The sequence below is a fragment of the Janthinobacterium sp. 17J80-10 genome (assembly GCF_004114795.1).
Lineage (GTDB): Bacteria > Pseudomonadota > Gammaproteobacteria > Burkholderiales > Burkholderiaceae_D > Paucimonas.
The window spans coordinates 258,847-282,666 of record NZ_CP035311.1 but is presented as its reverse complement, the minus strand read 5'-3'; the positions used below and the strand labels follow the sequence as shown (position 1 = coordinate 282,666).

General features: G+C 57.5%; 27 protein-coding genes. 22 read left to right on the top strand and 5 right to left on the bottom strand.

Annotated features, from left to right (window positions below; translation table 11 throughout):
* Positions 1–32 precede the first annotated feature (32 nt).
* On the bottom strand, positions 33–518 hold the full coding sequence (locus EKL02_RS01185; protein ID WP_128900323.1) for a hypothetical protein: 486 nt from the start codon (positions 516–518) through the stop codon (positions 33–35).
* 98 nt (positions 519–616) lie between these two features.
* The gene (locus EKL02_RS01180) at positions 617–937 is read right to left on the bottom strand and encodes a hypothetical protein (protein ID WP_128900322.1); all 321 of its coding nucleotides are present in this window, start codon (positions 935–937) and stop codon (positions 617–619) included.
* A gap of 249 nt (positions 938–1,186) precedes the next feature.
* Between EKL02_RS01180 and fmt the strand changes: the two genes are divergently transcribed.
* The 3 genes from fmt to EKL02_RS01165 are packed head-to-tail and all read left to right on the top strand — an operon-like array spanning position 1,187 to position 2,860.
* Positions 1,187–2,140, top strand: a complete 954-nt coding sequence (gene fmt / locus EKL02_RS01175; RefSeq protein WP_128900321.1) for a methionyl-tRNA formyltransferase — start codon at positions 1,187–1,189, stop codon at positions 2,138–2,140.
* A 13-nt stretch (positions 2,141–2,153) separates the two neighbouring features.
* Positions 2,154–2,390, top strand: coding sequence for a hypothetical protein (locus EKL02_RS01170; RefSeq protein ID WP_128900320.1), 237 nt, complete (start codon positions 2,154–2,156; stop codon positions 2,388–2,390).
* 32 nt (positions 2,391–2,422) lie between these two features.
* Positions 2,423–2,860 carry a hypothetical protein gene (locus EKL02_RS01165; RefSeq protein ID WP_128900319.1) on the top strand — a complete coding sequence of 146 codons (438 nt, stop codon included), beginning with the start codon at positions 2,423–2,425 and terminating at the stop codon, positions 2,858–2,860.
* A 3-nt stretch (positions 2,861–2,863) separates the two neighbouring features.
* Here the strand turns inward: EKL02_RS01165 and EKL02_RS18090 are convergent, their stop codons facing one another.
* Positions 2,864–3,022: a hypothetical protein gene (locus EKL02_RS18090; protein WP_164931914.1), complete on the bottom strand. Its 159-nt coding sequence runs from the start codon at positions 3,020–3,022 to the stop codon at positions 2,864–2,866.
* Positions 3,023–3,214: 192 nt separating this feature from the next.
* Between EKL02_RS18090 and EKL02_RS01160 the strand changes: the two genes are divergently transcribed.
* Positions 3,215–4,165 carry a LysR family transcriptional regulator gene (locus tag EKL02_RS01160; protein WP_128900318.1) on the top strand — a complete coding sequence of 317 codons (951 nt, stop codon included), beginning with the start codon at positions 3,215–3,217 and terminating at the stop codon, positions 4,163–4,165.
* An 868-nt stretch (positions 4,166–5,033) separates the two neighbouring features.
* Here the strand turns inward: EKL02_RS01160 and EKL02_RS01155 are convergent.
* Positions 5,034–5,909 carry a LysR family transcriptional regulator gene (locus EKL02_RS01155; RefSeq protein WP_128900317.1) on the bottom strand — a complete coding sequence of 292 codons (876 nt, stop codon included), beginning with the start codon at positions 5,907–5,909 and terminating at the stop codon, positions 5,034–5,036.
* A gap of 132 nt (positions 5,910–6,041) precedes the next feature.
* Between EKL02_RS01155 and EKL02_RS01150 the strand changes: the two genes are divergently transcribed.
* The 7 genes from EKL02_RS01150 to EKL02_RS01120 all read left to right on the top strand — a co-directional run bounded on the left by EKL02_RS01150 (position 6,042) and on the right by EKL02_RS01120 (position 14,209).
* Positions 6,042–7,562, top strand: a complete 1,521-nt coding sequence (locus EKL02_RS01150) for a CoA-acylating methylmalonate-semialdehyde dehydrogenase (protein WP_128900316.1) — start codon at positions 6,042–6,044, stop codon at positions 7,560–7,562.
* Between the two features lie 42 nt (positions 7,563–7,604).
* Entirely contained in the window at positions 7,605–9,257 is a 1,653-nt protein-coding gene (locus EKL02_RS01145; RefSeq protein ID WP_128900315.1) for a GMC family oxidoreductase N-terminal domain-containing protein, read from the top strand.
* Positions 9,258–9,431: 174 nt separating this feature from the next.
* A complete protein-coding gene (locus tag EKL02_RS01140; protein ID WP_128900314.1) occupies positions 9,432–10,202 on the top strand; it encodes an ABC transporter ATP-binding protein in 771 nt (256 codons plus the stop codon).
* Positions 10,203–10,204: 2 nt separating this feature from the next.
* Positions 10,205–10,915, top strand: a complete 711-nt coding sequence (locus EKL02_RS01135) for an ABC transporter ATP-binding protein (RefSeq protein ID WP_128900313.1) — start codon at positions 10,205–10,207, stop codon at positions 10,913–10,915.
* Positions 10,916–10,975: 60 nt separating this feature from the next.
* Positions 10,976–12,181, top strand: coding sequence for an ABC transporter substrate-binding protein (locus tag EKL02_RS01130; RefSeq protein ID WP_128903328.1), 1,206 nt, complete (start codon positions 10,976–10,978; stop codon positions 12,179–12,181).
* 101 nt (positions 12,182–12,282) lie between these two features.
* A complete protein-coding gene (locus EKL02_RS01125) occupies positions 12,283–13,167 on the top strand; it encodes a branched-chain amino acid ABC transporter permease (RefSeq protein ID WP_128900312.1) in 885 nt (294 codons plus the stop codon).
* A gap of 73 nt (positions 13,168–13,240) precedes the next feature.
* Positions 13,241–14,209: a branched-chain amino acid ABC transporter permease gene (locus tag EKL02_RS01120; RefSeq protein WP_128903327.1), complete on the top strand. Its 969-nt coding sequence runs from the start codon at positions 13,241–13,243 to the stop codon at positions 14,207–14,209.
* A 135-nt stretch (positions 14,210–14,344) separates the two neighbouring features.
* Here the strand turns inward: EKL02_RS01120 and cadR are convergent, their stop codons facing one another.
* Positions 14,345–14,758, bottom strand: coding sequence for a Cd(II)/Pb(II)-responsive transcriptional regulator (gene cadR / locus EKL02_RS01115; RefSeq protein ID WP_277750570.1), 414 nt, complete (start codon positions 14,756–14,758; stop codon positions 14,345–14,347).
* A 248-nt stretch (positions 14,759–15,006) separates the two neighbouring features.
* Between cadR and EKL02_RS18085 the strand changes: the two genes are divergently transcribed.
* The 11 genes from EKL02_RS18085 to EKL02_RS01060 all read left to right on the top strand — a co-directional run bounded on the left by EKL02_RS18085 (position 15,007) and on the right by EKL02_RS01060 (position 23,810).
* A complete protein-coding gene (locus EKL02_RS18085; protein ID WP_164931913.1) occupies positions 15,007–15,351 on the top strand; it encodes a DUF3703 domain-containing protein in 345 nt (114 codons plus the stop codon).
* 102 nt (positions 15,352–15,453) lie between these two features.
* Entirely contained in the window at positions 15,454–16,218 is a 765-nt protein-coding gene (locus EKL02_RS01105; protein ID WP_128900310.1) for a TSUP family transporter, read from the top strand.
* A gap of 330 nt (positions 16,219–16,548) precedes the next feature.
* Positions 16,549–18,483 carry a tRNA uridine-5-carboxymethylaminomethyl(34) synthesis enzyme MnmG gene (gene mnmG, locus EKL02_RS01100; RefSeq protein WP_128900309.1) on the top strand — a complete coding sequence of 645 codons (1,935 nt, stop codon included), beginning with the start codon at positions 16,549–16,551 and terminating at the stop codon, positions 18,481–18,483.
* A 12-nt stretch (positions 18,484–18,495) separates the two neighbouring features.
* Positions 18,496–19,200, top strand: a complete 705-nt coding sequence (rsmG, locus tag EKL02_RS01095) for a 16S rRNA (guanine(527)-N(7))-methyltransferase RsmG (protein WP_128900308.1) — start codon at positions 18,496–18,498, stop codon at positions 19,198–19,200.
* 108 nt (positions 19,201–19,308) lie between these two features.
* The gene (locus EKL02_RS01090) at positions 19,309–20,079 is read left to right on the top strand and encodes an AAA family ATPase (RefSeq protein ID WP_128900307.1); all 771 of its coding nucleotides are present in this window, start codon (positions 19,309–19,311) and stop codon (positions 20,077–20,079) included.
* Between the two features lie 12 nt (positions 20,080–20,091).
* On the top strand, positions 20,092–20,988 hold the full coding sequence (locus EKL02_RS01085) for a ParB/RepB/Spo0J family partition protein (protein ID WP_128900306.1): 897 nt from the start codon (positions 20,092–20,094) through the stop codon (positions 20,986–20,988).
* Positions 20,989–21,211: 223 nt separating this feature from the next.
* On the top strand, positions 21,212–21,550 hold the full coding sequence (locus tag EKL02_RS01080) for an ATP synthase subunit I (RefSeq protein ID WP_128900305.1): 339 nt from the start codon (positions 21,212–21,214) through the stop codon (positions 21,548–21,550).
* Between the two features lies 1 nt (position 21,551).
* Positions 21,552–22,376, top strand: coding sequence for a F0F1 ATP synthase subunit A (gene atpB, locus EKL02_RS01075; RefSeq protein ID WP_128900304.1), 825 nt, complete (start codon positions 21,552–21,554; stop codon positions 22,374–22,376).
* A 99-nt stretch (positions 22,377–22,475) separates the two neighbouring features.
* On the top strand, positions 22,476–22,730 hold the full coding sequence (gene atpE, locus EKL02_RS01070; RefSeq protein WP_128900303.1) for a F0F1 ATP synthase subunit C: 255 nt from the start codon (positions 22,476–22,478) through the stop codon (positions 22,728–22,730).
* A 73-nt stretch (positions 22,731–22,803) separates the two neighbouring features.
* Positions 22,804–23,274: a F0F1 ATP synthase subunit B gene (locus EKL02_RS01065; protein WP_128900302.1), complete on the top strand. Its 471-nt coding sequence runs from the start codon at positions 22,804–22,806 to the stop codon at positions 23,272–23,274.
* A gap of 2 nt (positions 23,275–23,276) precedes the next feature.
* Positions 23,277–23,810: a F0F1 ATP synthase subunit delta gene (locus tag EKL02_RS01060; RefSeq protein ID WP_128900301.1), complete on the top strand. Its 534-nt coding sequence runs from the start codon at positions 23,277–23,279 to the stop codon at positions 23,808–23,810.
* Positions 23,811–23,820: the final 10 nt, after the last annotated feature.

Genomic DNA, 23,820 nt, shown 5'->3' with positions numbered 1-23,820 from the left:
GCACTACCCTCTCATAAAACAGCATACGCTCGCTATTCTATGTATTTGTAGTAACCCTGCGTCGTTAGTTGAATCGTTCGCAATAATGGGTATTGCTCAGGAATCGCGTTTTTGGCCATCTTTCCGCAGCTACCGACCTTTTCTCTCACCATGGCCATGAATTCGTCTATCGATAAGATCTTTGCACCGCATAGCTCATCCCGTCCTTGAGGGTGGGAGACGAGGACAGCGATTCTCTCAACAGGGGTCGATGGATCAAGCCAAGGGAACACGTTTGTAAACATGTATTTTTCACCTGACTTAAACTTTTTGGCAAACCGACTCTCACGCGTATCCCAAGAGTGAGCATCAATCGACGGCTCAACATGAACGAGATGCTTTGTGGTTGGATGAAAAGCAATGACATCAAGCTCCATCTCCCATCCACCATGAGAAAGCTTGCCAACTTTCAGATTTCTCTTTACTAAGTAGCCTGACCAATCGTAGTACTCGGCAATCAGATTTTCTAGGTGCGACATTCAGTGCACTTTATTTGTTGCCTACGCCGCGCTAACAGGCACGCGACAGTGGCCGCGAAGCGGCAACTTTATGTCGCGTGTCCGAGTTCAGCGACGAGTTAGGGATGTGCTTCATCATTTGCGTTCAATATTTGGTCTTCTTTTAGAAACGGCCTAATGATTGGCCATTGCAACACCGATGTCGAAAACAATATCCCTAAACCAAGCGAGAACCCACCGACAATTCCAATAAGCGTAATTCCCCAAATAGGCCAATGCGGCTCAATCGACTCAAGGATTGCGGCAAAAATCAACAGCACTCCCACGAAATTGCAGAGCTTTGTGTTCCTTGACCATTTACGGAGCTCGTTCTCTTCTTGAGTGATGGCACGTACAAAAAGAGAAATCACTTTTTTCTTATAATTTGGCGCCGCGCGCACTTTAATCTCCCTAACTGGTACTTATACGGACAGATCTGCCGGTCTGCACGGCAAACGTCCGGTATGCACTCCAAAAAATCGCCTATAAGCCCCGCATCTCTTGGTCTTGCTAATCAGCATTGACTTATACGGATCCCTATTAGCACCCATTACCTACAGGCTCACTTCCCTGCATTACCATCAGTGTATGGGCGTTTTATCTCCTTGGCAACAAACGCATCCCCAGCAGCCCGTAATACAATCTCGTCTATGAAAATCATCTACGCCGGTACCCCCGAATTTGCCGCTGTCGCCCTGCAAGCCATGCACGCCGCCGGCCATGACATCGTCCTCGTCCTGACCCAGCCCGACCGCCCCGCCGGACGCGGCATGCAGTTGCAAGCGTCTCCCGTCAAGCAGTTCGCGCTGGCCCACCATCTGCCGGTAGCACAGCCGGTATCCCTCAGGCTCGATGGCAAGCATCCGGATGTGGCGCGCGAAGCCCATGACTTGCTGCATTCCGTCGATGCCGATGTGATGGTGGTAGCGGCCTACGGCTTGATCCTGCCGCGCTCGGTGCTGGATATCCCGAAACTCGGCTGCATCAATATCCATGCGTCGCTGTTGCCGCGCTGGCGCGGTGCCGCGCCCATCCATCGCGCCATCGAAGCGGGCGATGCCGAAACAGGCGTGACCATCATGCAAATGGAAGAAGGCCTGGATACCGGGCCGATGCTGGCCATGCAAAGCGTACCCATCGCAATTGACGACACCACCGGCACCCTGCATGACAAGCTCGCGGCACTCGGCGCCGACATGATCGTGGATGCGCTGGCCCAGCTGGATAAAGGCACTTTGCCGGCAACACCACAACCGGAGGCGGGTGTGACTTACGCCGCCAAAATCACCAAGGAAGAAGCCTTGCTGGACTTGTCCCAATCCGCCATTGAGGTAGCGCGCAAGATCCGGGCATTCAATCCGTTTCCCGGCGCGTCCGCTTTGTTCAATGACGTTGCCGTCAAACTCTGGCATGCGGATGCGCTTGCCGAAAATGGCAATGCCGCGCCGGGCCAAGTCTTGAAGGCCGATGCGGATGGCGTGGTGATTGCCTGCGGCAGCGGTGCCGTGCGCGTCACGCAATTGCAAAAACCCGGCGGCAAGCGCCTGGCTGCGCGGGAATTCTTGCAAGGCTTTGCCCTGGCGGGCGGTAGTTTCCAGACGTAATCAGGATTGAACCATGTACATGGTGTATTGGACGGAATATAAAGAGGATGTGCCGCTTGCCCGGGCACAATCCTTCGACACCAGCCAGATGGGCGCGGCCTTGCACTTCATGGAACAGCTGCGTATCCGCCATCGTGCCGGCGAAGCCGTTCGCTTCATCACCATGTGCTCGGAAAACCCGCATCACGTCGGGCATGCCGGTGCAGCCGACCCTAAGCCAAATTACAACTGGAAAAAGCGGCGCAAGTAATCTTTTGCCCCTGCCAGGCGTATTATGTGTCTATGGCACGAATACTGTCTTGCTATTACCTGGACGATCCCCTGTCCGATGACGAGCGCCGCCTGGTCGAACAAAGCTTGCTCGGCCCCTGGGCGAAGTTCAGGACCGGCGCTGTCCTTTTGATCGAAAGGCGGGTTCCCGCTGTATTGCCATTACCTGATGCAACGGGTCAGTTCGGCGGCACGCCGGAACAGCGCGCCACGCGCATCCGCAGCCATTTGCGCCATGCCGGCATCATGGACGATGCCGGGCAGCAGGTGGTCTGGGTGATGCCGCAGGATCGGGAATGGGATGCTGTTTTTCAATTCGCGATACGCGAATCAACCGGCTTCGGACCTTATGTCGTCCAACGCTGGTTCGAGCGGGACATCGCGAGGCAGCGAGGCAGCGCGCGCATCGTGGATACGCAAATGCTGCTCGATGGCTTGGGACGGGATTAAGGGCTACTCGGTGCGCAGGTGGAATTGCGCGCGCCCGGCAGGCGATTTTTGCGTGGATTGTCGTGTTTGCCTGGACTTCAATGCCATCACCAGGGTGACGACAATACCCAGCAAACCAAAGCACAGCATCAACAACGACAATGTATCGATTGAACCGGCCATGACGGAATCTGTCTTTTGGCCCAGTTGAACAAGTGCAAAAATCGACATAAATTAATTCTTTCAAACACTATTCTGGCGCGTTGCAGTATAGGGTTAACTCTGTTATACCTCCAATTATCAATGACGATAACTCTTATCACCTATATTCATAACTATGCATGGGCGGTGTAGTGCCGTAGTGCCTCTTTTACCATGAGCTTCCTGACTCTCGATTTAAACCTGTTGCGCGTCTTCGATGCCGTGATGTCGGAACAGAACCTGACGCGCGCGGCCAGCCGGCTTGCGATGACGCAACCTGCTGTTTCCAATGCCCTGAAACGCTTGCGCGATGCCATTGGCGATGAATTGCTGATTCGTACGGCGCATGGCGTGCGCCCAACGCCGCGAGCGGAGGAATTGTGGCCGATCGTGCGCAATGCGCTCGCGGACCTGGAATCGGCGGTCACCCCGGAAAGTTTTGATCTGGCCAAGACCAAGACCACGTTCCGCATGGCCATGGCCGACGCGCCGGCTGCGCTCTGGCTGCCCATGCTGGTGCAGGACATCCAGCGTGAAGCCCCAGGCATCAGCGTGCGCATGATGCCCCTGACCACGCGCGACCCGCGCGCCATCCTGCTGCACGGCGATATCGACCTGACCATCGGTTTTTTCCCGGGCGTGGCGAGCCAGCTGGCGACCGAACCCAGTTCGCCAATCCGGCATGAGCGCTTGTACACGGGTCAATATGTTTGTGTCATGCGCAAGGGCCATCCGCTTGAACATCAGGAACTGACCCTGGATGCCTATTGCGCTGCCGACCACTTGCTGGTCAGCTTTTCCGGGCGGGCCTATGGCATGGTGAACGATGCGCTGGCACAGCTGGGACGCAAACGTCACATTTTATTGACGGTAAATCAATTCTATACGGGCGGATCCGTGGTCGCGAGTTCGGATTTGCTCACGGTCTTGCCACGGCATTTGGTTGCTTCCACGGGCAGACAGGATGCCTTGATCGTCAAGGAATTGCCTTTCGATATGCCCCCGGTGCACGTCGACTTGCTTTGGCATGAACGCGATGCGCGCAATCAAGCCCACCGTTGGTTGCGGACACGGTTGATCGAAGCCACCGAGAATGCCATTGGAAAAGGCATCTTGCAGTTATAAAAAAACAATATTTTGGTTTTAGGAAATCCATTGCCAGGGAACTGGCAGTGGATTTTTTTTATTGGTCTTATTGATAAATTGCCCATTTTTATTCAATGACAACTTAATTTCTTGTTTTAAAGACCATCTTTTTCGTGTTTTTGTCGTGGGGGAAGCGGCTGGTAAGGAATTACGGTTTTTTAATAAGTATTTATATATATAAATAGTAATAATAGTAAACGGGGCCTTTTTCTGTGGATAACTCGTAAAGGCGTTGAAAAATCATGGCTTTAGCCGCTGTAAAAACTATCGGATAAAGCTTGTTTTTAAAGCGGACAGTTTCTGGATAAAAAAACGCTATGCATCACTTCAGGCATTTGTACACAAACGATCTGCCATCTATGCACTGGATTATCCACAGGCAAATTCGTCTTGCAAAACAAGAAGTTGCTGTTTTGCATATATCCAGGATGGTTAGCGACTGGTTTTTCAGGAAAAGGGGTTTTGTACTGGCGTTGTCTGATTGTCTATTTCAAAAGCGTTTCGCTTGATTGCAAAAATCGTTTTTCAGGAAAGCGATTTTCATCCCGAAGGGAAATGAAACTGGGGGGTTGGTTTTGAATAATTATTTATATATATAAATAGTAGTAATAGTAAACGTCGCTTTTTTTGTGGATAAGTCGTAAACCTTGAATCGATTCAGAGGTTTACGGCATGGATAAGCACCCTGATAACGCTTGTATCGAGACAGGATAAATTCTGGATAAAAAAACGGTCTTTTGCGAGATCGTCGCTTGTGCACAAAGCGCGCAAAGCTTATCCCCAGCTTTATCCACAATCATTGTGGATAAAGCCTTATTTCAGGCAAATTCCAGCCAAAAACGGCCGATTAGCGGTTCCATACGCTGGCGAGCAAGGAAAAAACGGCAGCGATGGCGACTTCCTGCTGACGCTTGGCCAACGTAATGAAGCGCAACTCGGTGGCAACGCTGACCGCATCGGCAATGACCAGGCCGTGGGCGTGGGATTCGCGCAAGGCGATGGATTCGCGCACCAGGGATAGACCGAGGCCGGATTTCACCAGGTCGAGCATGGATTGCTCCTGGTCGACCTGCGCCACCGTGATGGGCTTTACTTGATAGGAAGAAAAGATATTGCTCAGCAAGCGGTTGTGGGCGGATTCCGGCGGGGTCCAGATCCAGGGCAATTGCGCCAACGCCGGCCAGTCCTTGCCGCTAACGCGGCTTTTCCAGCCCGAAGGCGCCACGACGTTATAGGTAAATGACGTCAGGATCAGGGAATGGCATTCCTTGCCGGGATCGCCGATGAAATAGCCGACATCCAGCTCGCCGCTTTTCACCATGTTCAGGACCGTGCCCGAGATGCCGTGCTGCAGGCGCGGGGTCAGCTGGGGCCAGGATTCGACCAGGTGCTTGAGCAGGACCCCCAGGCGGGTAAATTCCGGATCGAGGATGGTGCCGATGGCCAGGGTGCCGCTCAGCGTGGTGTGCAGGGCGTTGGCGGCTTGCTCCAGCTCCGCCATGTTGGCCAGGATGCGTTCGGCCAGCGGCAGCAGCTTGGCCCCTTCGGTGGTCAAGACCATGCCGGTCGGCGTGCGCGAAAACAGCTGTACCTGGAGCGTGGCTTGCAGGGCCTTGATTTGCAGGCTGACCGCCGGCTGGGTCAAATGCAGCGCGGCCGCGGCGCGGGTCAGGTTGCCGGTACGCGCCACGGTGATAAAGGCACGCAACTGGGAAGGATCCATGCAGATTATTTATCGATTCGGGAATACGATAATTATAAAATATATTTATGACGTATTGATAAAATATGATTGGATTCACTACAAATATGCCGATATTCTGCGGAAATCAGATCACTTACCCAAGGAATATTTATGGCAAATACCGCTTCTTCCACGATTTCTCATTTCATCGCCGGCCGCGTGACAGCGTCCGAAAGCGGCCGCCGGCAAGATGTTTTCAACCCCGCGACGGGCGAAGTGACCGGCGAGGTTGCCTTGGCCAGCGTCGAGGAAGTCCATGCCGCAGTGGCAGCGGCGTCTGCGGCTGCGCCGGCCTGGGCGGAAACCGCACCCTTGAAGCGTGCCCGCATCCTCTTCAAGTTCAAGGAATTGATGGAGCGGCACCATGATGCGCTGGCCGCCGCAATTACCCGCGAACATGGCAAGGTGTTTTCGGATGCCAAGGGTGAAGTGGTGCGCGGCATTGAAATCGTGGAGTTTGCCTGCGGCGCGCCGCAACTGCTCAAGTCGCAGTTTTCCGACAATATCGGCGGCGGCATCGATAACTGGCAAATGCGCCAGCCGCTGGGGGTGACTGCCGGCATCACGCCATTCAATTTTCCAGTGATGGTGCCGATGTGGATGGCGCCAATGGCGCTGGCCACCGGTAACACCTTCATCCTGAAGCCTTCCGAGCGCGATCCGACCCCGTCGCTGATGCTGGCGGACTTGTTCAAGCAGGCGGGGTTGCCCGATGGCGTCTTCAATGTCGTCCAGGGCGACAAGGTGGCAGTCGACGCCCTGCTGCAGCATCCCGACGTGAAAGCGGTGTCCTTTGTCGGCTCCACGCCCATTGCCGAGTACATCTATACCGAGGGTGCAAAACGCAAGGGGCCGTATCCCATGCGCGTGCAGGCGCTGGGCGGCGCCAAGAACCACCTGGTGGTGATGCCGGACGCCGACCTCGGCCAGGCTGTCGATGCCCTGATCGGCGCGGCCTACGGTTCGGCCGGCGAGCGCTGCATGGCCATTTCGGTGGCGGTGGCGGTGGGTGACGTGGCCGACCGTTTGGTGGAAGCCCTGGTGCCGCGCGTGAAGGCGCTCAAGGTCAAGAATGGCATGGAAGCCGACGCCGAAATGGGGCCGGTGGTCACCGCGATCCACAAGGCCAAGATCGAGGGCTATATCGATGCCGGCGTGAAGGCCGGCGCCAAGCTCCTGGTCGATGGCCGCGGCTTGCGCGTGGCCGGCCATGAAAACGGCTTCTTCCTGGGCGGCAGTCTCTTTGACAATGTCACGCCCGACATGAGCATCTACCGCGAAGAAATCTTCGGGCCGGTGCTGTGCGTGGTGCGCGTGCCGACCTTTGCGGCAGCGGTCGAACTGATCAATGCGCATGAATTCGGCAATGGCGTATCGCTCTTTACTTCGGACGGTCAGACCGCGCGCGAATTCTCGCGCCGCATCGAAGTCGGCATGGTTGGCGTCAACGTGCCGATCCCGGTGCCGATGGCCTGGCATTCCTTCGGCGGCTGGAAGCGCTCGCTGTTTGGCGATGCCCATGCCTATGGCGAGGAAGGCGTGCGTTTTTACACGCGCTACAAGTCGATCATGCAGCGCTGGCCGGACTCGATTGCCAAGGGCGCCGAGTTCACCATGCCGGTGGCGAAGTAAGCCGGCGCCATGCCGGCCAAGCCTGGAGGAGACAACAACACCATGCAATCAGCGGGACAATACGATTACATCATCATTGGCGCCGGCTCGGCCGGTTGCGTTCTGGCCAACCGCCTGACCGAAGATCCGCAGGTCAAAGTCTTGCTGCTCGAAGCGGGCAAGAAGGACGATTACCTGTGGGTGCATATCCCGGTCGGTTATCTGTATTGCATCGACAATGCGCGCACCGACTGGTGCTTTCGCACCGAAGCCGATGCGGGACTGAATGGCCGCAGCCTGATTTACCCGCGCGGCAAGGTGCTGGGCGGCTCGTCGTCGATCAACGGCATGATCTACATGCGCGGGCAGTCGCGCGACTATGATGAGTGGGCGCAACTGACCGGCGACGCGGCCTGGCGCTGGGAAAACGTCCTGCCGGTGTTCATGAAGAGCGAAGACCATCATCGCGGCGCCGATGCCTTCCATGGCGCCGGCGGCGAGTGGCGCGTGGAAAAGCAGCGCCTGTCGTGGGAAATCCTCGAAGCCTTCCGCGCCGCTGCCGGCCAGGCCGGCATTCCCGCCACCGACGATTTCAACCGCGGCGACAATGAGGGCTGCGGGTATTTCGAAGTCAACCAGAAGCGCGGCCTGCGCTGGAGTACCGCGCGCGCTTTCCTGAAGCCGGCGCTCAAACGCGGCAATCTCACCGTCATGACAGGATGTCATGTCGAGCGGCTGCGCTTTGCCGACACGCCTGATGGCAAGGTATGCACGGGCGTCGAGTTTGTCCGCGAGGGCGCACGCTGGTTTGCGCAGTCGGCGCGCGAAACGCTGCTGTGCGCCGGCGCGATCGGTTCGCCGCAGATACTGCAGCTCTCCGGCGTGGGACCGGCGCCCTTGCTAAAGGAGCATGGCATTGCAGTTCAGGCCGATTTGCCCGGTGTCGGTGAAAACCTGCAGGACCACCTGCAGTTGCGCATGATTTTCCAGATCCAGGGCACGCGTACACTGAATACCATGGCCAACCACTGGTTCGGCAAGATGAAGATTGGCCTGGAATACTTGCTGTTCCAGAGTGGACCGATGTCGATGGCGCCGTCGCAACTGGGCGCGTTTGCCCGTTCCGATCCGGCACAGGCCAGCGCCAACCTGGAGTATCACGTGCAACCCTTGTCGCTGGAGCGCTTTGGTGAATCTTTGCACAACTTTCCAGCATTTACCGCCAGCGTGTGCAACCTGCGTCCGAGCTCGCGCGGCCACGTGCGCCTGCGCTCCGGCGACCCCGCCGCGGCGCCACGCATCACGCCCAATTACCTCAGTACGGAAGACGACAGGCGGGTTGCCGCCGATTCCCTGCGCCTGACGAGAAAAATAATTTCCGCTCCCGCACTGCAGCAATTTTCTCCGAAGGAGATCAAGCCTGGTCCTGACTATCACACCGAAGAAGCGCTGGTACGGGCGGCAAGCGAAATCGGCACAACCATTTTTCACCCGGTTGGCACGTGCAAAATGGGACGTGCCGAAGATCCGATGGCGGTGCTCGACAGTCGCCTCGGCGTCAAGGGCATTTTTGGCTTGCGCGTGGTGGACGCTTCCGTCATGCCGACCATTACTTCTGGTAATACAAATTCCCCCACGGTCATGCTGGCCGAACATGTTGCGAAATGGATCAAGTCCACTTCTACCCGCATTGCGCTGCAGCAAACAAACGAATAAAAAGTTAATTTATCAATAAAAGAATTTATATCTCGCATATCTGGTATTGTTTCTTGGAATAAGAGCTAGTACCATTCGCAAAATTGCAAAGTCACATGTGTGGCAATCGGCATTTCAAGTGTCAATAACAAGCAAAAGCGTCAACCAGTAATAGACGTAACAGAAGGAGAAATGATGACTCCTGTCATCCTCGAGACTAAAAATCTCACCAAAGAATTCAAGGGGTTCACGGCAGTCAATGACGTGAATTTGAAAGTGCAACGAGGTCATATTCATGCACTGATCGGCCCCAATGGTGCCGGCAAGACGACTTGCTTCAACTTGCTCACCAAGTTTTTGATCCCGACCTCCGGACAGATCCTGTTCAATGGCAAGGACATTACTGCTGAAAAGTCGGCGCAGATCGCACGCCAGGGCATCATCCGCTCGTTCCAGATTTCTGCCGTGTTCCCGCATCTGACCGTATTGCAAAACGTGCGTATCGGCCTGCAGCGCAAGCTGGGCACGTCCTTCCATTTCTGGAAGAGCGAAAAGAGCCTGGATACGCTCAATGACCGCGCCATGCAATTGCTGGCGGAAGTGGGTCTGTCCGACTATGCCGACACGATTACTGTCGACTTGCCCTATGGTCGCAAGCGCGCGCTGGAAATCGCCACGACGCTGGGCATGGAACCGGAACTGATGCTGCTGGACGAACCGACTCAGGGCATGGGCCATGAAGACGTGCATCTGGTCACCGAACTGATCAAGAAAGTGTCGGCTGGTCGTACCATCCTGATGGTGGAACACAACATGAGCGTGGTCTCCGGCATTTGCGACAGGATTTCGGTGCTGCAGCGCGGCGCCATGCTGGCCGAAGGCAATTACGCAGAAGTATCGAGCAACCCGCAAGTGATGGAAGCGTACATGGGTACCTCCGCCGCAGAACTCGAAGGAGCCCATTGATCATGGCTGAGAAAGCACTAGAAATCAGCAACCTGCATACATGGTATGGCGAATCGCATATCCTGCATGACGTGAACCTGTCGGTGAACTACGGCGAAGTGGTCACCATCCTGGGCCGCAACGGCGCCGGACGCACCACCACCATGCGCGCCATCATGGGCCTGGTCGGCGCCCGCAAGGGATCGATCAAGATTGGCGGCGTTGAATCCATTCATCTGCCGACCTACAAGATCGCCCATCTGGGCCTGGGCTACTGCCCGGAAGAGCGCGGCATTTTCTCGTCGCTGTCGACCGAGGAAAACCTGCTGCTGCCGCCGATGGTGTCGAAGACGGAAAAGGGCATGTCCGTAGAAGAAATCTATGACATGTTCCCCAACCTGAAGGAACGCAAGAACAGCCAGGGCACCCGCCTGTCGGGTGGCGAACAGCAGATGCTGGCGGTCGGCCGCATCCTGCGCACCGGCGCCAAGATCTTGCTGCTGGATGAAATTTCCGAAGGTCTGGCCCCTGTCATCGTGCAGGCGCTGGCGCGCATGATCACCACCCTGAAGGCCAAGGGTTACACGATCGTGATGGTGGAACAGAATTTCCGCTTCGCCGCGCCGCTGGCGGACCGGTTTTACGTGATGGAGCACGGCCAGATCGTCGAGGCCTTCTCTTCATCCGAGTTGGAAGCCAAGATGCCTGTATTGAATACACTTCTGGGCGTGTAGGTTCGTAAGTTCTTTATATAAATAAACACCGCAGAACCAAAGGAGAAATAAAGAATGATGTTGAAACTGAATGCAATGGCGCTGGCTACCGCAACCGCCCTGATGGCTTTTGCTGCTCCCGCATCTGCCCAGATTTCCGGCGATACCGTCAAGATCGGCCTGATCACCGACATGTCCGGCGTGTACGCCGACGTCGATGGCCCTAACGGCGCTGAAGCCGTGCGCATGGCGATTGCCGACTTTGGCGGCACCATCAACGGCAAGAAAATCGAATTCGTCTCCGCCGACCACCTGAACAAGGCCGATATCGCCGCCTCCAAGGGCCGTGAATGGATCGACCGCGAAGGCGTCGACATGATCCTGGGCGGCACCAACTCCGGCGTGAACCTGGCGCTGGCCAAGCTGGCCGCGGAAAAGAAAAAGCCCTTCATCTCGATCGGCGCAGGTTCTTCCCGCCTGACCAACGAGGATTGCACCGGCTTCACCGTGCACTATGCCTATGACACCGTGGCGCTGGCCCGCGGCACCGGCGGCGCCATCGTCAAGAACGGCGGCAAGGACTGGTTCTTCCTGACCGCCGATTATGCTTTCGGCGCATCGCTGGAAAAAGACACCGCTGAAGTTGTCAAGGCGCAGGGCGGCGTGGTCAAGGGCCAGGTCAAGCATCCGCTGAACGCATCCGACTTCTCGTCGTTCCTGCTGCAGGCGCAAGCGTCCAAGGCACAGATCCTGGGCATGGCCAATGCCGGCGGCGACACCATCAACACCATCAAGGCAGCCAACGAATTCGGCATCACCAAGACCATGAAGCTGGCCGGTCTGCTGGTGTTCATCACCGACATCCACTCGCTGGGCCTGAACCTGACGCAGGGCATGTACCTGACCGATGGCTGGTACTGGGACCTGAACAACGATACCCGCGCCTGGTCGAAGAAGTTCTTTGCCAAGACCAAGAAAGAGCCGACCATGCTGCACGCTGCCGACTACTCGGCAACGCTGCACTACCTGAACGCGGTCAAGGCCGTGGGCAGCGACGATGGCGAGAAGGTGATCGCGCAGATGAAGGCCACCAAGATCAACGACATGTTTGCCAAGAACGGCGTGATCCGCCCGGACGGCCGCATGGTGCATGACATGTACCTGATGCAGGTGAAGACGCCTGCCGAGTCGAAGTATCCGTGGGATTACTACAAGGTGGTGCAAACCATCCCGGGTGACCAGGCCTACATGAGCAAGGCCGAGTCCAAGTGCGCCCTCTGGAAGTAAGCAGCAGCTAAGTTGGTTCAAGCCTGCGGTGCGCCCTTCGCGGCGCACCGCTTTTCAAGTTTCATCGCCCTTCTAGGGTAAATTTTTATTTGTGATCTGCCATGGAAATATTCGGCATTCCCCTCCAAGCCATGTTGAGCCAGCTCTTGCTGGGTCTGGTTAACGGGTCTTTTTATGCAATGTTATCGCTGGGCCTCGCCGTTATCTTCGGCCTGCTCAACGTCATTAACTTTTCTCACGGTGCGCTGTACATGCTCGGGGCCTTCCTGGCCTGGATGGGCATGGCGTACTTCAATATCAATTACTGGGTCATGCTGATTGCCGCGCCGATCATCGTCGCGATTTTCGGCATCATCATCGAAAAGCTGCTGCTGCGCTGGCTGTACAAGGTCGACCATATCTACGGCCTGCTGCTGACCTTTGGCGTGACGCTGATCGTCGAAGGCGTGTTCCGCTCGATTTACGGCGTCTCCGGCCAGCCGTACTCGGTGCCGGAAGCGCTGGCTGGCGCCACCGACCTGGGCTTCATGATCCTGCCGAACTATCGCGCATGGGTGGTGTTCGCCTCGGTGACGGTTTGCCTGGCCACCTGGTTCGTGATCGAAAAAACCAAACTGGGCGCCTACCTGCGCGCTGGTACCGAAAACCCGAAACTGGTGGAAGCCTTCGGCATCAACGTGCCGCTGATGGTGACCCTGACCTTCGGTTTCGGCGTGGCGCTGGCGGCATTTGCCGGCGTGCTGTCGGCGCCGGTGATCCAGATCTCGCCGTTGATGGGTTCCAACCTGATCATCGTCGTGTTTGCGGTGGTGGTGATCGGCGGCATGGGCTCGATTCTCGGCTCGATCATTACCGGCCTGCTGCTGGGCGTGGTCGAAGGCCTGACCCGTGTGTTCTATCCAGAACTGTCGTCGACCGTGGTGTTCATCATCATGATCCTCGTGCTGCTGGTGCGTCCGGCCGGCCTGTTCGGCAAGGTGAAGTGACATGAGCGCGACTTCAATCAACAAGGATCAAGCGGGCACGGCAGTGCGCCCGCAGCAGCAATCGGTGGGATTTATGAACAAAAAAATTGGTTACGGCTTGTTCCTGGCAGCGGCATTGGCAGCGCCGTTCTTCTTCTATCCAGTGTTCCTGATGAAGATGCTGTGCTTCGCATTGTTCGCCAGCGCCTTTAACCTGGTGTTTGGTTATGCGGGCCTGCTGTCGTTTGGCCATGCCGCGTTCTTTGGCAGTGCCGGTTACATTGCCGGCCATGCCCTGAAGCAGTGGGGCTTGCCGACCGAAGTCGGTCTCGTGCTGGGTACCCTGGCAGGCGCGGCAATCGGCTGGATCATGGGTGTGCTGGCAATTCGTCGCCAGGGCATTTACTTCACCATGATCACCATGGCGATCGCCCAGTTCCTCTACTTCCTGTGCCTGCAATTCCCCTTCACCGGCGGTGAAGATGGCTTGCAAGGTGTGCCGCGTGGCAAGCTGTTCGGCATCATCGATCTCGGCAGCGACCTGACCCTGTATTTCGTGGTCCTGGCAATTTTCGTTGCCGGCATCGCGTTGATCATCCGCGCCGTGCATTCGCCATTCGGCCAGGTGTTGAAGGCGGTCAAGGAAAACGAACCACGCGCTGTTTCGTTGGGTTACGACGTCGACAAGTACAAGCTGCTGGCCTTCGTCATCTCGGCAGCGCTGGCCGGCCTGGCTGGCTCGACCAAGACCCTCGTGCTGGGCTTTGCCACGCTCTCCGACGTGCACTGGAGCCTGTCTGGCCTGATCGTACTGATGACCCTGGTGGGCGGCCTGGGCACCATTGCCGGCCCAATCGTCGGCGCCTTCGTGATCGTGATCCTGGAATCCAAGCTCGGCGATATCGGTACCTTCCTGGCCAATGTCACGACCATCGAATGGTTCCGCTCACTGGGCGAATCGGTCAACATCGTGATTGGCGTGATCTTCATCGTCTGCGTGCTGGCCTTCCGCCGCGGCATCGTTGGTGAGTTCATGGCGTACTTCACGCGCAAGCGCGCTTAAGTAAGCTTTCGGCGGCGTTTGCCGCCGTGACTTCCTGAGGGCGGTAAGCTGTTGCAAGACAGCTTACCGCCCGCAGTCTTTTGTGCGACGCATTCCGCGTTGGCCGCTTGCCCTTGGCATTTGCCGTCAAGCGTGTCAGTGGCTGCCGCCTCCCATGCCCTGCAGGATGCGGCAGTCGCGTACTGCCTGCACTTCCTGGCAGCGCCCGCGTAACTCGCGCAGCTGGCGCTCCAGGGCTTGCAATTCTCCGATGCGCCTGGCGACATGATCGATATGCCTTTCCAGCAAGGCATTCACTTCCCCGCAATTTTCCTCCGGGTGATCCCGAAAGCCTAGGAGGCTGCGTATCTCGTCGAGCGTCATGTCCAGCGTGCGGCAATGCAGGATGAAGCGCAGACGGTCCACATGGTGCTGGCGGTACAGGCGATAGTTGCCTGTGGAACGTTCGGGCGGCGGCAGCAAGCCTTCGCGCTCGTAATAGCGAATCGTTTCCACCTGACATCCACTTTCCCTTGCCAGGGCGCTGATGATCATGACATCCGTGTACATGCCTTCTCCTTCACCGAAAAACGGCTTGACCTTGTAGTTACTATAGGGTTTTAAATAACGCCATGATATCGGCGCCGCTCGGTCTTGTTAAGTGGCCGGGCAGGAATACGTGCGGTTGCCTGCTTGCCGAAGTGATTTCGGCGGGTGCATTGAGTGTTGCAGAAGGTGAGATGGGCCGGCATGTCCTGGCTACTGGTCGAGGCGCCGGCGAATCGGTGATGGCTTGGATTGGTGAGGGAGCATGGCTTATGGATCAAAAACTGAAAGATGCTTTTGAAATTGAGATGGCCAAAGCGTTCTGGCATCTGGAGCAGGGCGCGCTGGCGTTGGCTTTTTTTCATGCGGAACTTGCCCATATATTGGGGCAAAAGTATGTGATGCTGCATGTGCGAACGCATTGGCTCATGCTGCGGGTCGGCCTTGCACGGCGGGCAACGCGGGATGTCGCTGGGCAAATCGCACGGATTATGTTGGGCGCCATCGGATCGGCGATCGGTTTGGTTCCGGTTGGTAACGCCGGCGGCAGTAATATTTCTATGTTCCAACGGCTTCCAGTTGATCCAACATTGTCAGAAATCATCAATGCCGACTAAACTGCGGGGCGGGTCTAGGTACCAGTGATCATTTCGGTTTTCTGATTGTTCTGGCGATCCATTTGATCCCCATTTTTCATCGTCTTGCTGGCGGTACTTTTTATGCCTGAACAATTTGTCTTTTTATTAGGGGCGGCATTCCTCGCCGGGCTGGTCGACGCGATGGGCGGCGGCGGTGGCTTGATCCAGGTGCCCTCGCTGTTTTCCGCATTGCCGCAAGCAGCGCCTGCGACGCTGTTCGGGACTAACAAGCTGGCCAGTATCTGGGGCACGGGCGCAGCGGCAATGAATTATGCGCGGCGCGTCACGCTTGAGTGGAATGCCGCCTTGCCGGCAACCTTTGCCGCATTCGCCTTTGCCTTTTGTGGCGCCTATGCCGTGACCTGGCTCCCGGGAGAGCTGGTGCGCAAGCTTTTGCCATTTGTCCTGGGGGCGCTGCTGGCCTATACCTGGCGGGCCAGCCAATTGGGCTTGCACCATGCGCCGGTACATCGCGGCAAGAAAGAACGCATCCTGGCAGTGGGGGTGGGGGCGGCGATCGGATTTTATGACGGGTTTTTTGGCCCGGGCACGGGAAGCTTTTTGATCTTTCTGTTCGTGCGCTTTTTTGGCTTTGACTTCTTGCGGGCCTCTGCGGTGTCCAAGGTGGTGAATGTTGCCTGCAACCTGGCCGCCTTGCTCTGGTTCGGCTATAGCGGCAACGTCTTGTGGCAATTGGGATTGGCGATGGCGGTACTCAATGTCACCGGTTCATTGCTCGGGAGTCGTTTGGCCTTGCGCCATGGCAGTCAGCTGGTGCGCCGGGTTTTCCTCGTGATGGTAGGCGCCTTGATTCTGAAGTCTGGCTATGATGCTTTCTTTCGGTAAGGCCACTTGCCACTCATTTCTCCCGCGGACTTCACCCGGGGTTTTGCCTTGCCCGACGGGTGCCCGTTGTGCGGAAGGTGTTTCTTCCTTGCCAGGCGCCACCATTGTTTCACGTGGAACATTTCTTTGGCGGGGTAGGGCGTTGACACAAGCATGGTAAAAATTTGCATGGTACGCTGCACTGTGTCCCACGCATATTGGCATCCGCGCGGCCGTGGACACTAAAAATGTTTCACGTGAAACCAAATAATTCGCCTGCCAGTCGAAACACCTTCTGTAAAAAACTTTATAATCCCGCTTCGGCAGTTTATTGCGGTACTGGAATACACCATGCTTTTTCCTACGGAATTCGATGTAATCGTTGTTGGTGGTGGTCACGCTGGCACGGAAGCCGCGCTGGCTGCTGCGCGCATGGGTCAAAAGACCCTGCTGTTGACCCATAACATCGAAACCTTGGGGCAAATGTCCTGCAATCCTTCGATTGGCGGCATCGGCAAGGGCCACCTGGTGCGTGAAGTCGATGCCATGGGCGGGGCAATGGCGATTGCCACCGACGAGGGTGGCATCCAGTTTCGTATCCTGAATTCCTCCAAGGGGCCCGCGGTGCGCGCAACCCGCGCCCAGGCCGACCGCATTCTGTACAAGCAGGCGATCCGCCGCCGCCTGGAAAACCAGCCGAATCTCTGGCTTTTTCAGCAAGCCGTGGATGACTTAATGGTGGAGGGCGACCGTGTCATCGGTGCCGTCACCCAGGTCGGCATCCGCTTTCGCGGGCGTGCCGTGGTGCTGACTGCCGGGACTTTCCTGGACGGGAAGATCCATGTCGGCCTGAATAACTATTCCGCCGGCCGTGCGGGAGACCCGCCTGCCATCTCGCTGTCGGCACGATTGAAAGAGCTGAAGCTGCCGCAAGGGCGCCTGAAAACGGGCACGCCGCCGCGCATCGATGGCCGCACCATCGATTTTTCAGTGATGCAGGAGCAGCCCGGCGATCTCGATCCGATGCCCGTGTTTTCCGTCATGGGGTCTGCGGCCATGCATCCGCAGCAATTGCCTTGCTGGATTACCCATACCAACCAGCGTACCCATGACATCATCCGCGGCAGCCTGGACCGCAGCCCGATGTACACCGGCGTCATCGAGGGGGTAGGGCCGCGCTATTGCCCCTCGATCGAAGACAAGATCCATCGTTTTGCCGATAAGGACTCGCACCAGATTTTTCTTGAGCCGGAGGGTTTGACTACCAACGAGTTTTACCCCAACGGCATTTCCACCAGCCTGCCGTTCGACGTGCAACTGGACCTGGTGCGCTCGATGCGTGGCCTGGAACAGGCCCATATCCTGCGCCCGGGCTATGCCATCGAATACGATTACTTCGATCCGCGCGGCTTGAAAGCCTCGCTGGAAACCAAGATCATCCAGGGCTTGTTCTTCGCCGGCCAGATCAATGGCACCACCGGCTATGAAGAAGCGGCCGCGCAAGGCATGCTGGCCGGTATCAATGCCGCCCTGCAAACCCAGGGGCGCGATGCCTGGACGCCGCGGCGCGACCAGGCTTACCTGGGTGTCCTGGTGGATGACTTGATCACCAAGGGTGTACAAGAGCCTTACCGCATGTTTACCAGCCGCGCTGAATATCGTCTGAGCCTGCGTGAAGACAATGCCGACATGCGCCTGACCGAGGCCGCCCGCCAGCTGGGTTGCGTCAGCGACGCGCAATGGGAAGCTTTCGAGCGCAAGCGCGAAGCAGTTGCACGTGAAGTCGAACGCTTGAAATCCACGTGGGTCAACCCGCGCATTTTGCCAAGCAACGAGGCCGAGCGCGTGTTGGGCAAGACCATCGAGCGCGAGTATTCATTGGCCGACTTGTTGCGCCGCCCGACCGTGACCTACGACACCCTGATGGGCATGCGGGCAGGCGACGTGCAAGTGTCCAGCGGCAATGATTTTGATGCCGCCATCAAGGAGCAGGTCGAGATCCAGATCAAGTATGCCGGTTACATCGACCGCCAGGCACGCGAAGTCGAGCGCCATGACCATTACGAAAATTTCAAATTGCCCGAGACACTCGATTACCTGGAAGTAAAAGCCCTGTCGATCGAAGTGCGGCAAAAACTGAACAAGCATCGTCCTGAAACGCTCGGCCAGGCGTCGCGCATCTCCGGCGTCACGCCTGCGGCCATTTCCCTGCTGCTGGTGCACTTGAAACGAGGTGGCTTCAAGGGCTTTGCCGGCGTCGTCACCGATGCGTCGGCCGAAGCATAAGGATTGTTGTCAATGATGCAATTTGATCGCGAAGCTTTCGCAAAACAACTGCAGCAGGGCGCACAGGACCTGCAACTGACTCTGAGCGATGTGCAGATCGGGCAATTGCTCGATTACCTGGCCTTGCTGGCCAAATGGAATGCCGTCTATAACCTCACTGCCGTGCGCGACCCGCAGCAGATGCTGACGCAGCATGTGCTCGATTGCCTGGCGGCCTTGCCGGCTTTTAGCGAGGCCATCAACGTGCTTGATGTCGGTGCCGGCGGCGGCTTGCCGGGCATGGTGCTGGGGATCTGGGGCGCCGCCCGCGCGCCTGCGCTGCAGGTGTCGATGATCGACACGGTCCACAAGAAGACCGCGTTCCTGACGCAGGCCAAGAGCCAGCTCGGCCTGGCCAGTGTGACGGTGCATACGGGGCGCGTGGAGCAGTTGCAGGTCGCGAGAAAATTCGATGTGATCACGTCGCGCGCCTTTGCCGAGTTGAAGGATTTCATCACCTGGTCGCAGCATTTGCTGGCGGACGGCGGCTGCTACATCGCCATGAAGGGCGTGGCCCCGCTGGAGGAAATCGGCCGCTTGCCGGCTGGCTGGGATGTGCGCGAAGTGCGCGCGCTGCGCGTGCCGGGACTGGATGCGCAACGCCACCTGGTATTCATCGAGCGCGCCGCAATGCCACTGGAAGCGGGGCAGGGCAGTACAACGGACAGCCCGGCATGACGGCCGTGCGCCGGGCAACAGCAAGGTCACGCAACGGGTGATGGCAACGCGGCTGGCAAGGTTTTACGGACCAGCTTGAGTGTGAAATTGAGGACCAATTAAGGGCATATGGCAAAAATCTTTTGTGTGGCGAACCAAAAAGGCGGGGTCGGCAAGACCACCACGGCGGTCAACCTGGCGGCAGGATTGGGCCAGCTGAACCAGCGCGTGCTGCTGGTGGACCTCGACCCGCAGGGCAATGCCACCATGGGGGCCGGCATCAACAAGGCAACGCTGACGTCGTCGGTCTATGAAGTGCTGCTGGGCCTGGCGGATGTCAAGGGTGCCCGGCTGCGCTCCGATGCCGGTGGCTTCGACGTGTTGCCCGCCAATCGCGAACTGGCCGGCGCCGAAGTCGAGATGGTCGAACTGGACAACCGCGAAAAGCGCCTCAAGGATGCCCTGGCCGCGGTCGACGCCGAATACGATTTCGTGCTGATCGATTGCCCGCCAGCGCTGTCGATGCTGACCCTGAACGGCCTGTGCGCGGCGCATGGCGTGGTGATCCCGATGCAGTGCGAGTACTACGCGCTGGAAGGCTTGTCCGACCTCGTCAATACCATCAAGAAGGTGCACGCCAAGCTCAACCCGGATTTGAAGATCATCGGTTTGCTGCGCGTGATGTTCGACCCGCGCATGACCCTGTCGCAGCAAGTCTCGGCGCAGCTGGAGCAGCATTTCGGCGACAAGGTATTCAAGACCCTTATTCCGCGAAACGTGCGCCTTGCTGAAGCGCCTTCATACGGCGTGCCGGGTGTGACATTCGATCCGGCTTCCAAGGGCGCACAGGCGTATATCGCCTTTGGCGCGGAAATGGTCGAACGAATCAAGGTTATGTAAATAAAGAAAATCATGGCTACCAAAAAAACCAAGGGACTCGGCCGCGGCCTGGATGCGTTACTCGGCGGATCTTCCGACATGATGGAGGAAGTGCCGGTCGCCGCCGGCGCGCCAAACGTGATGGCGGTGACAAAGCTTCAGGCTGGCAAGTACCAGCCGCGCACGCGCATGGATGAAGGGGCGTTGAACGAGCTGGCAGCATCGATCAGGACGCAAGGCTTGATGCAGCCGATCCTGGTGCGCCCGGTTGCCGCCAGCGGTGGCGTCACGCATGAAATCATTGCCGGCGAACGGCGCTTCCGCGCCGCGCAGATCGCCGGCCTCGATGAAGTGCCGGTGCTGGTCAAGGACGTCGACGACCAGGCTGCCGCCGCCATGGCGCTGATCGAAAACATGCAGCGTGAAGACCTGAATCCCCTGGAAGAAGCGCAGGGCATTCATCGCCTCATCACCGATTTCAACTTCACCCACGAGCAAGCCGCCGGCGCGGTCGGCCGTTCGCGCAGCGCTGTCTCCAACCTGTTGCGCCTGCTGAACCTTGCCAAGCCGGTGCAAACCATGCTGATGGCCGGCGATATCGACATGGGCCATGCCCGCGCCTTGCTGGCGGTCGACGGCGCCACCCAGATCACCCTGGCCAATGAAGTCATCGCCAAGCGCCTGTCGGTGCGTGAAGCAGAAAAACTGGTGGTGCGCGCCACCACCGAACAGGGCGCCGGGCGGCAAAAAGAGGCCCGCACCAAGAGCCGCGATATCGAACGGCTCGAAGAGCAGTTGTCGGATGCGCTGGCGACGACCGTGGCGATCAAGGTTGGCGCGAAGAATCGCGGTCAGCTGATCATCGACTTTGCCGACCTCGATGCGCTCGATGGCCTCATCGGACGCCTGCGTGATGAGGCCGATGCCTAGCCTTGGCACAGTCGAACAACGCTGACACGCAATGCCTCTGCGTGGCATACCGTAGTTCTACGGTGGTATTTTCGCGAAAGACATTGCCCTTTCTGACAGGCAAATGTTTGACGTGTGTTTGAGAATCCCCTTATAATCCCGAGGCTTCACAGAACCACTCCCTTTGAATTAAAAAAACGCTCGTGTAACGCCAGTGCGACAGGCGAGCACGAAATGGATCAGTATGCTGCGCGTCGTACTCATGCAACTTGCCGCGACGGTCGTCACGGCGCTGATCGCTGGAGCAATTGCAGGGGAGACTGCGCTGATATCCGCGCTGCTGGGTGGCCTGTGCTGCGTTATACCGAATGGATTATTTGCCTGGCGCCTGTTTGTCAACTCGCGCAAGCCCGGAGGTGGAAACGCCGCCGTATTTTTCATCGGTGAATTTATCAAGATTGGAATGACCATTGCGTTGCTTGTCGCGGTGGCCATGCTGTATCGCGATGTGAATTGGCTGGCGCTGGTCGCCGCCCTCATCGTGACACTGAAAAGTTACATCATCTTATTATTTAGGCACTGACATGGCATCCACGGCCCCAGCTTCCGCATCAGACTATATCGTCCATCACCTTGGACACTTCAACAATACGCACCATGCGCAGAAAGATATAGTCGATTTCTCCATTCTCAACTACGACACGATTTTCTGGTCGGTCCTGGTTGGCGTGCTTGGCTGCTTCTTCATGTGGAGCGCAGCACGCAAGGCAACCGCCGGCGTGCCGGGCCGCTTCCAGGCTTTCGTCGAGATCGTCGTCGAGATGGTCGAAGACCAGTCCAAGTCCATTGTCCATGGCAACCGCGCCTTCATCGCGCCGCTGGCCCTGACCGTGTTCGTCTGGGTCGCCCTGATGAACTCGCTGGACTTTTTGCCGGTCGATCTGTTCGCCCAGCTTTTCCATGCCCTCGGCCTGACCAATGCAATCCCTTACCACCGCGTGGTGCCGACCGCCGACCTGAACGGTTCGCTCGGCATGGCGCTCGGCGTGCTGGCCCTGATGCTCTACTACGGCATCAAGATCAAGGGCCTGGGCGGCTGGATCCATGAATTGTTTTCCGCGCCGTTCGGCATCTGGATGGCGCCGTTCAACCTGCTGCTGAACCTGGTGGAATACGCTGCCAAGACCGTGTCCCTGGGCATGCGACTTTTCGGCAACATGTATGCCGGCGAATTGATTTTCCTTTTGATTGCGCTGCTGGGCTCGACCGCGACCGCGTTTGGTTTTATCGGCCACGTGATTGCCGGTTCGATGTGGGCTATCTTCCACATCCTGATCGTTCTCCTGCAAGCTTTCATTTTCATGATGCTGACCCTGGTGTACCTCGGTCAGGCACATGAAGGCCATTGATCCGGCCTGCAGGAATAACCAGGATCGCGCAGTACCGAAGTTTTGTTTTCTCTAGTTTTACCATTTTAATTTTTTAACTTAACCATTGAAGGAACTCTCATGACCGATCTCTCTTTTGTTGCCCTGACTTGCGGCTTGATCATCAGCTTCGGCGCTATCGGCGCTTGTATTGGTATCGCAATCATGGGCGGTAAATACCTCGAAGCATCGGCCCGTCAGCCTGAACTGATGAACGCCCTGCAAACCAAGATGTTCCTGCTGGCTGGTCTGATCGATGCTGCATTCCTGATCGGTGTTGGTATCGCCATGTTGTTCGCCTTCGCAAACCCGTTCGTTGCCAAGGTTGTAGGCTAAGTCGGCCTAGACCCGATTCTCAGCGGCCGAACCCTAGTCGTTCGGCATTTGTTCTTTTGAGAAGGAAAACACCGTGAACTTAAATGCAACCTTGTTTGCACAGTTCGTGGTCTTCTTCGTCCTCGCCGGCTTCACGATGAAATTCGTTTGGCCGCCGCTGATGAAAGCGCTCGACGAGCGTGCAGAGAAGATCGCGAACGGCCTGGCTGCCGCAGAAAAAGGCAAAGCCGAGATGGCTGCCGCCGAAAAGCGCGTGCAAGCCGAACTGGCAGGCGCCAAGGATGAAGGCTTGAAGCGCATCGGCGACGCCGAAAAGCGCGCTGCAGCAATCATCGAAGAAGCCAAGAAAACCGCCTCTGACGAAGCTGCCCGCATTATCGCGGCTGCCAAGGCTGACGCGGAACAGCAGGTAACCCAAGCGCGCGAAACGCTGCGCGGCCAGGTCGCAACCCTCGCGGTTGCCGGCGCCGAACAGATTTTGAAGCGCGAGGTGAATGCAGCGGCCCACGCCGACCTGCTGAACCAACTGAAGGCTGAGCTGTAATCATGGCAGAACTCGCAACGATCGCTCGTCCTTATGCAGAAGCCCTGTTCCGTGTGGCCAAGTCCGGCAATCTCGCCGCCTGGTCGGAGCTGGTATCCGAAATGGCGCAAGTCGCTGGCAATCCCGAAGTTCTGGCATTCGTCAGCAATCCGAAACTGACCGACGCACAGATCATCGACACCTTCGTGTCCCTGATCAAGTCTCCGGTCAGCGCGGAAGCCCGCAACTTCATCGGCGCGCTGGTAGAAAATGGCCGTCTGGTGGCCTTGCCGGAAGTCGGCGTGCAATTCCTGGCGTTGAAAAACGCCGCGGAAGGCGCTGCCGATGCGCACATCACGAGCGCGTTCGAGTTAAGCGACGCGCAGGTGAAGGAACTGGTGGCCACGCTGGAAAAGAAATTCGGCCGCAAGCTCGTCCCTGCCGTGACCGTCGACAATTCGCTGATTGGTGGCGTGCGCGTGACCGTAGGTGATGAAGTGCTCGATACCTCGGTGCGCGCCAAGCTGCAGAAAATGCACACAGCCCTGGTGGCGTGATTGGCGAACA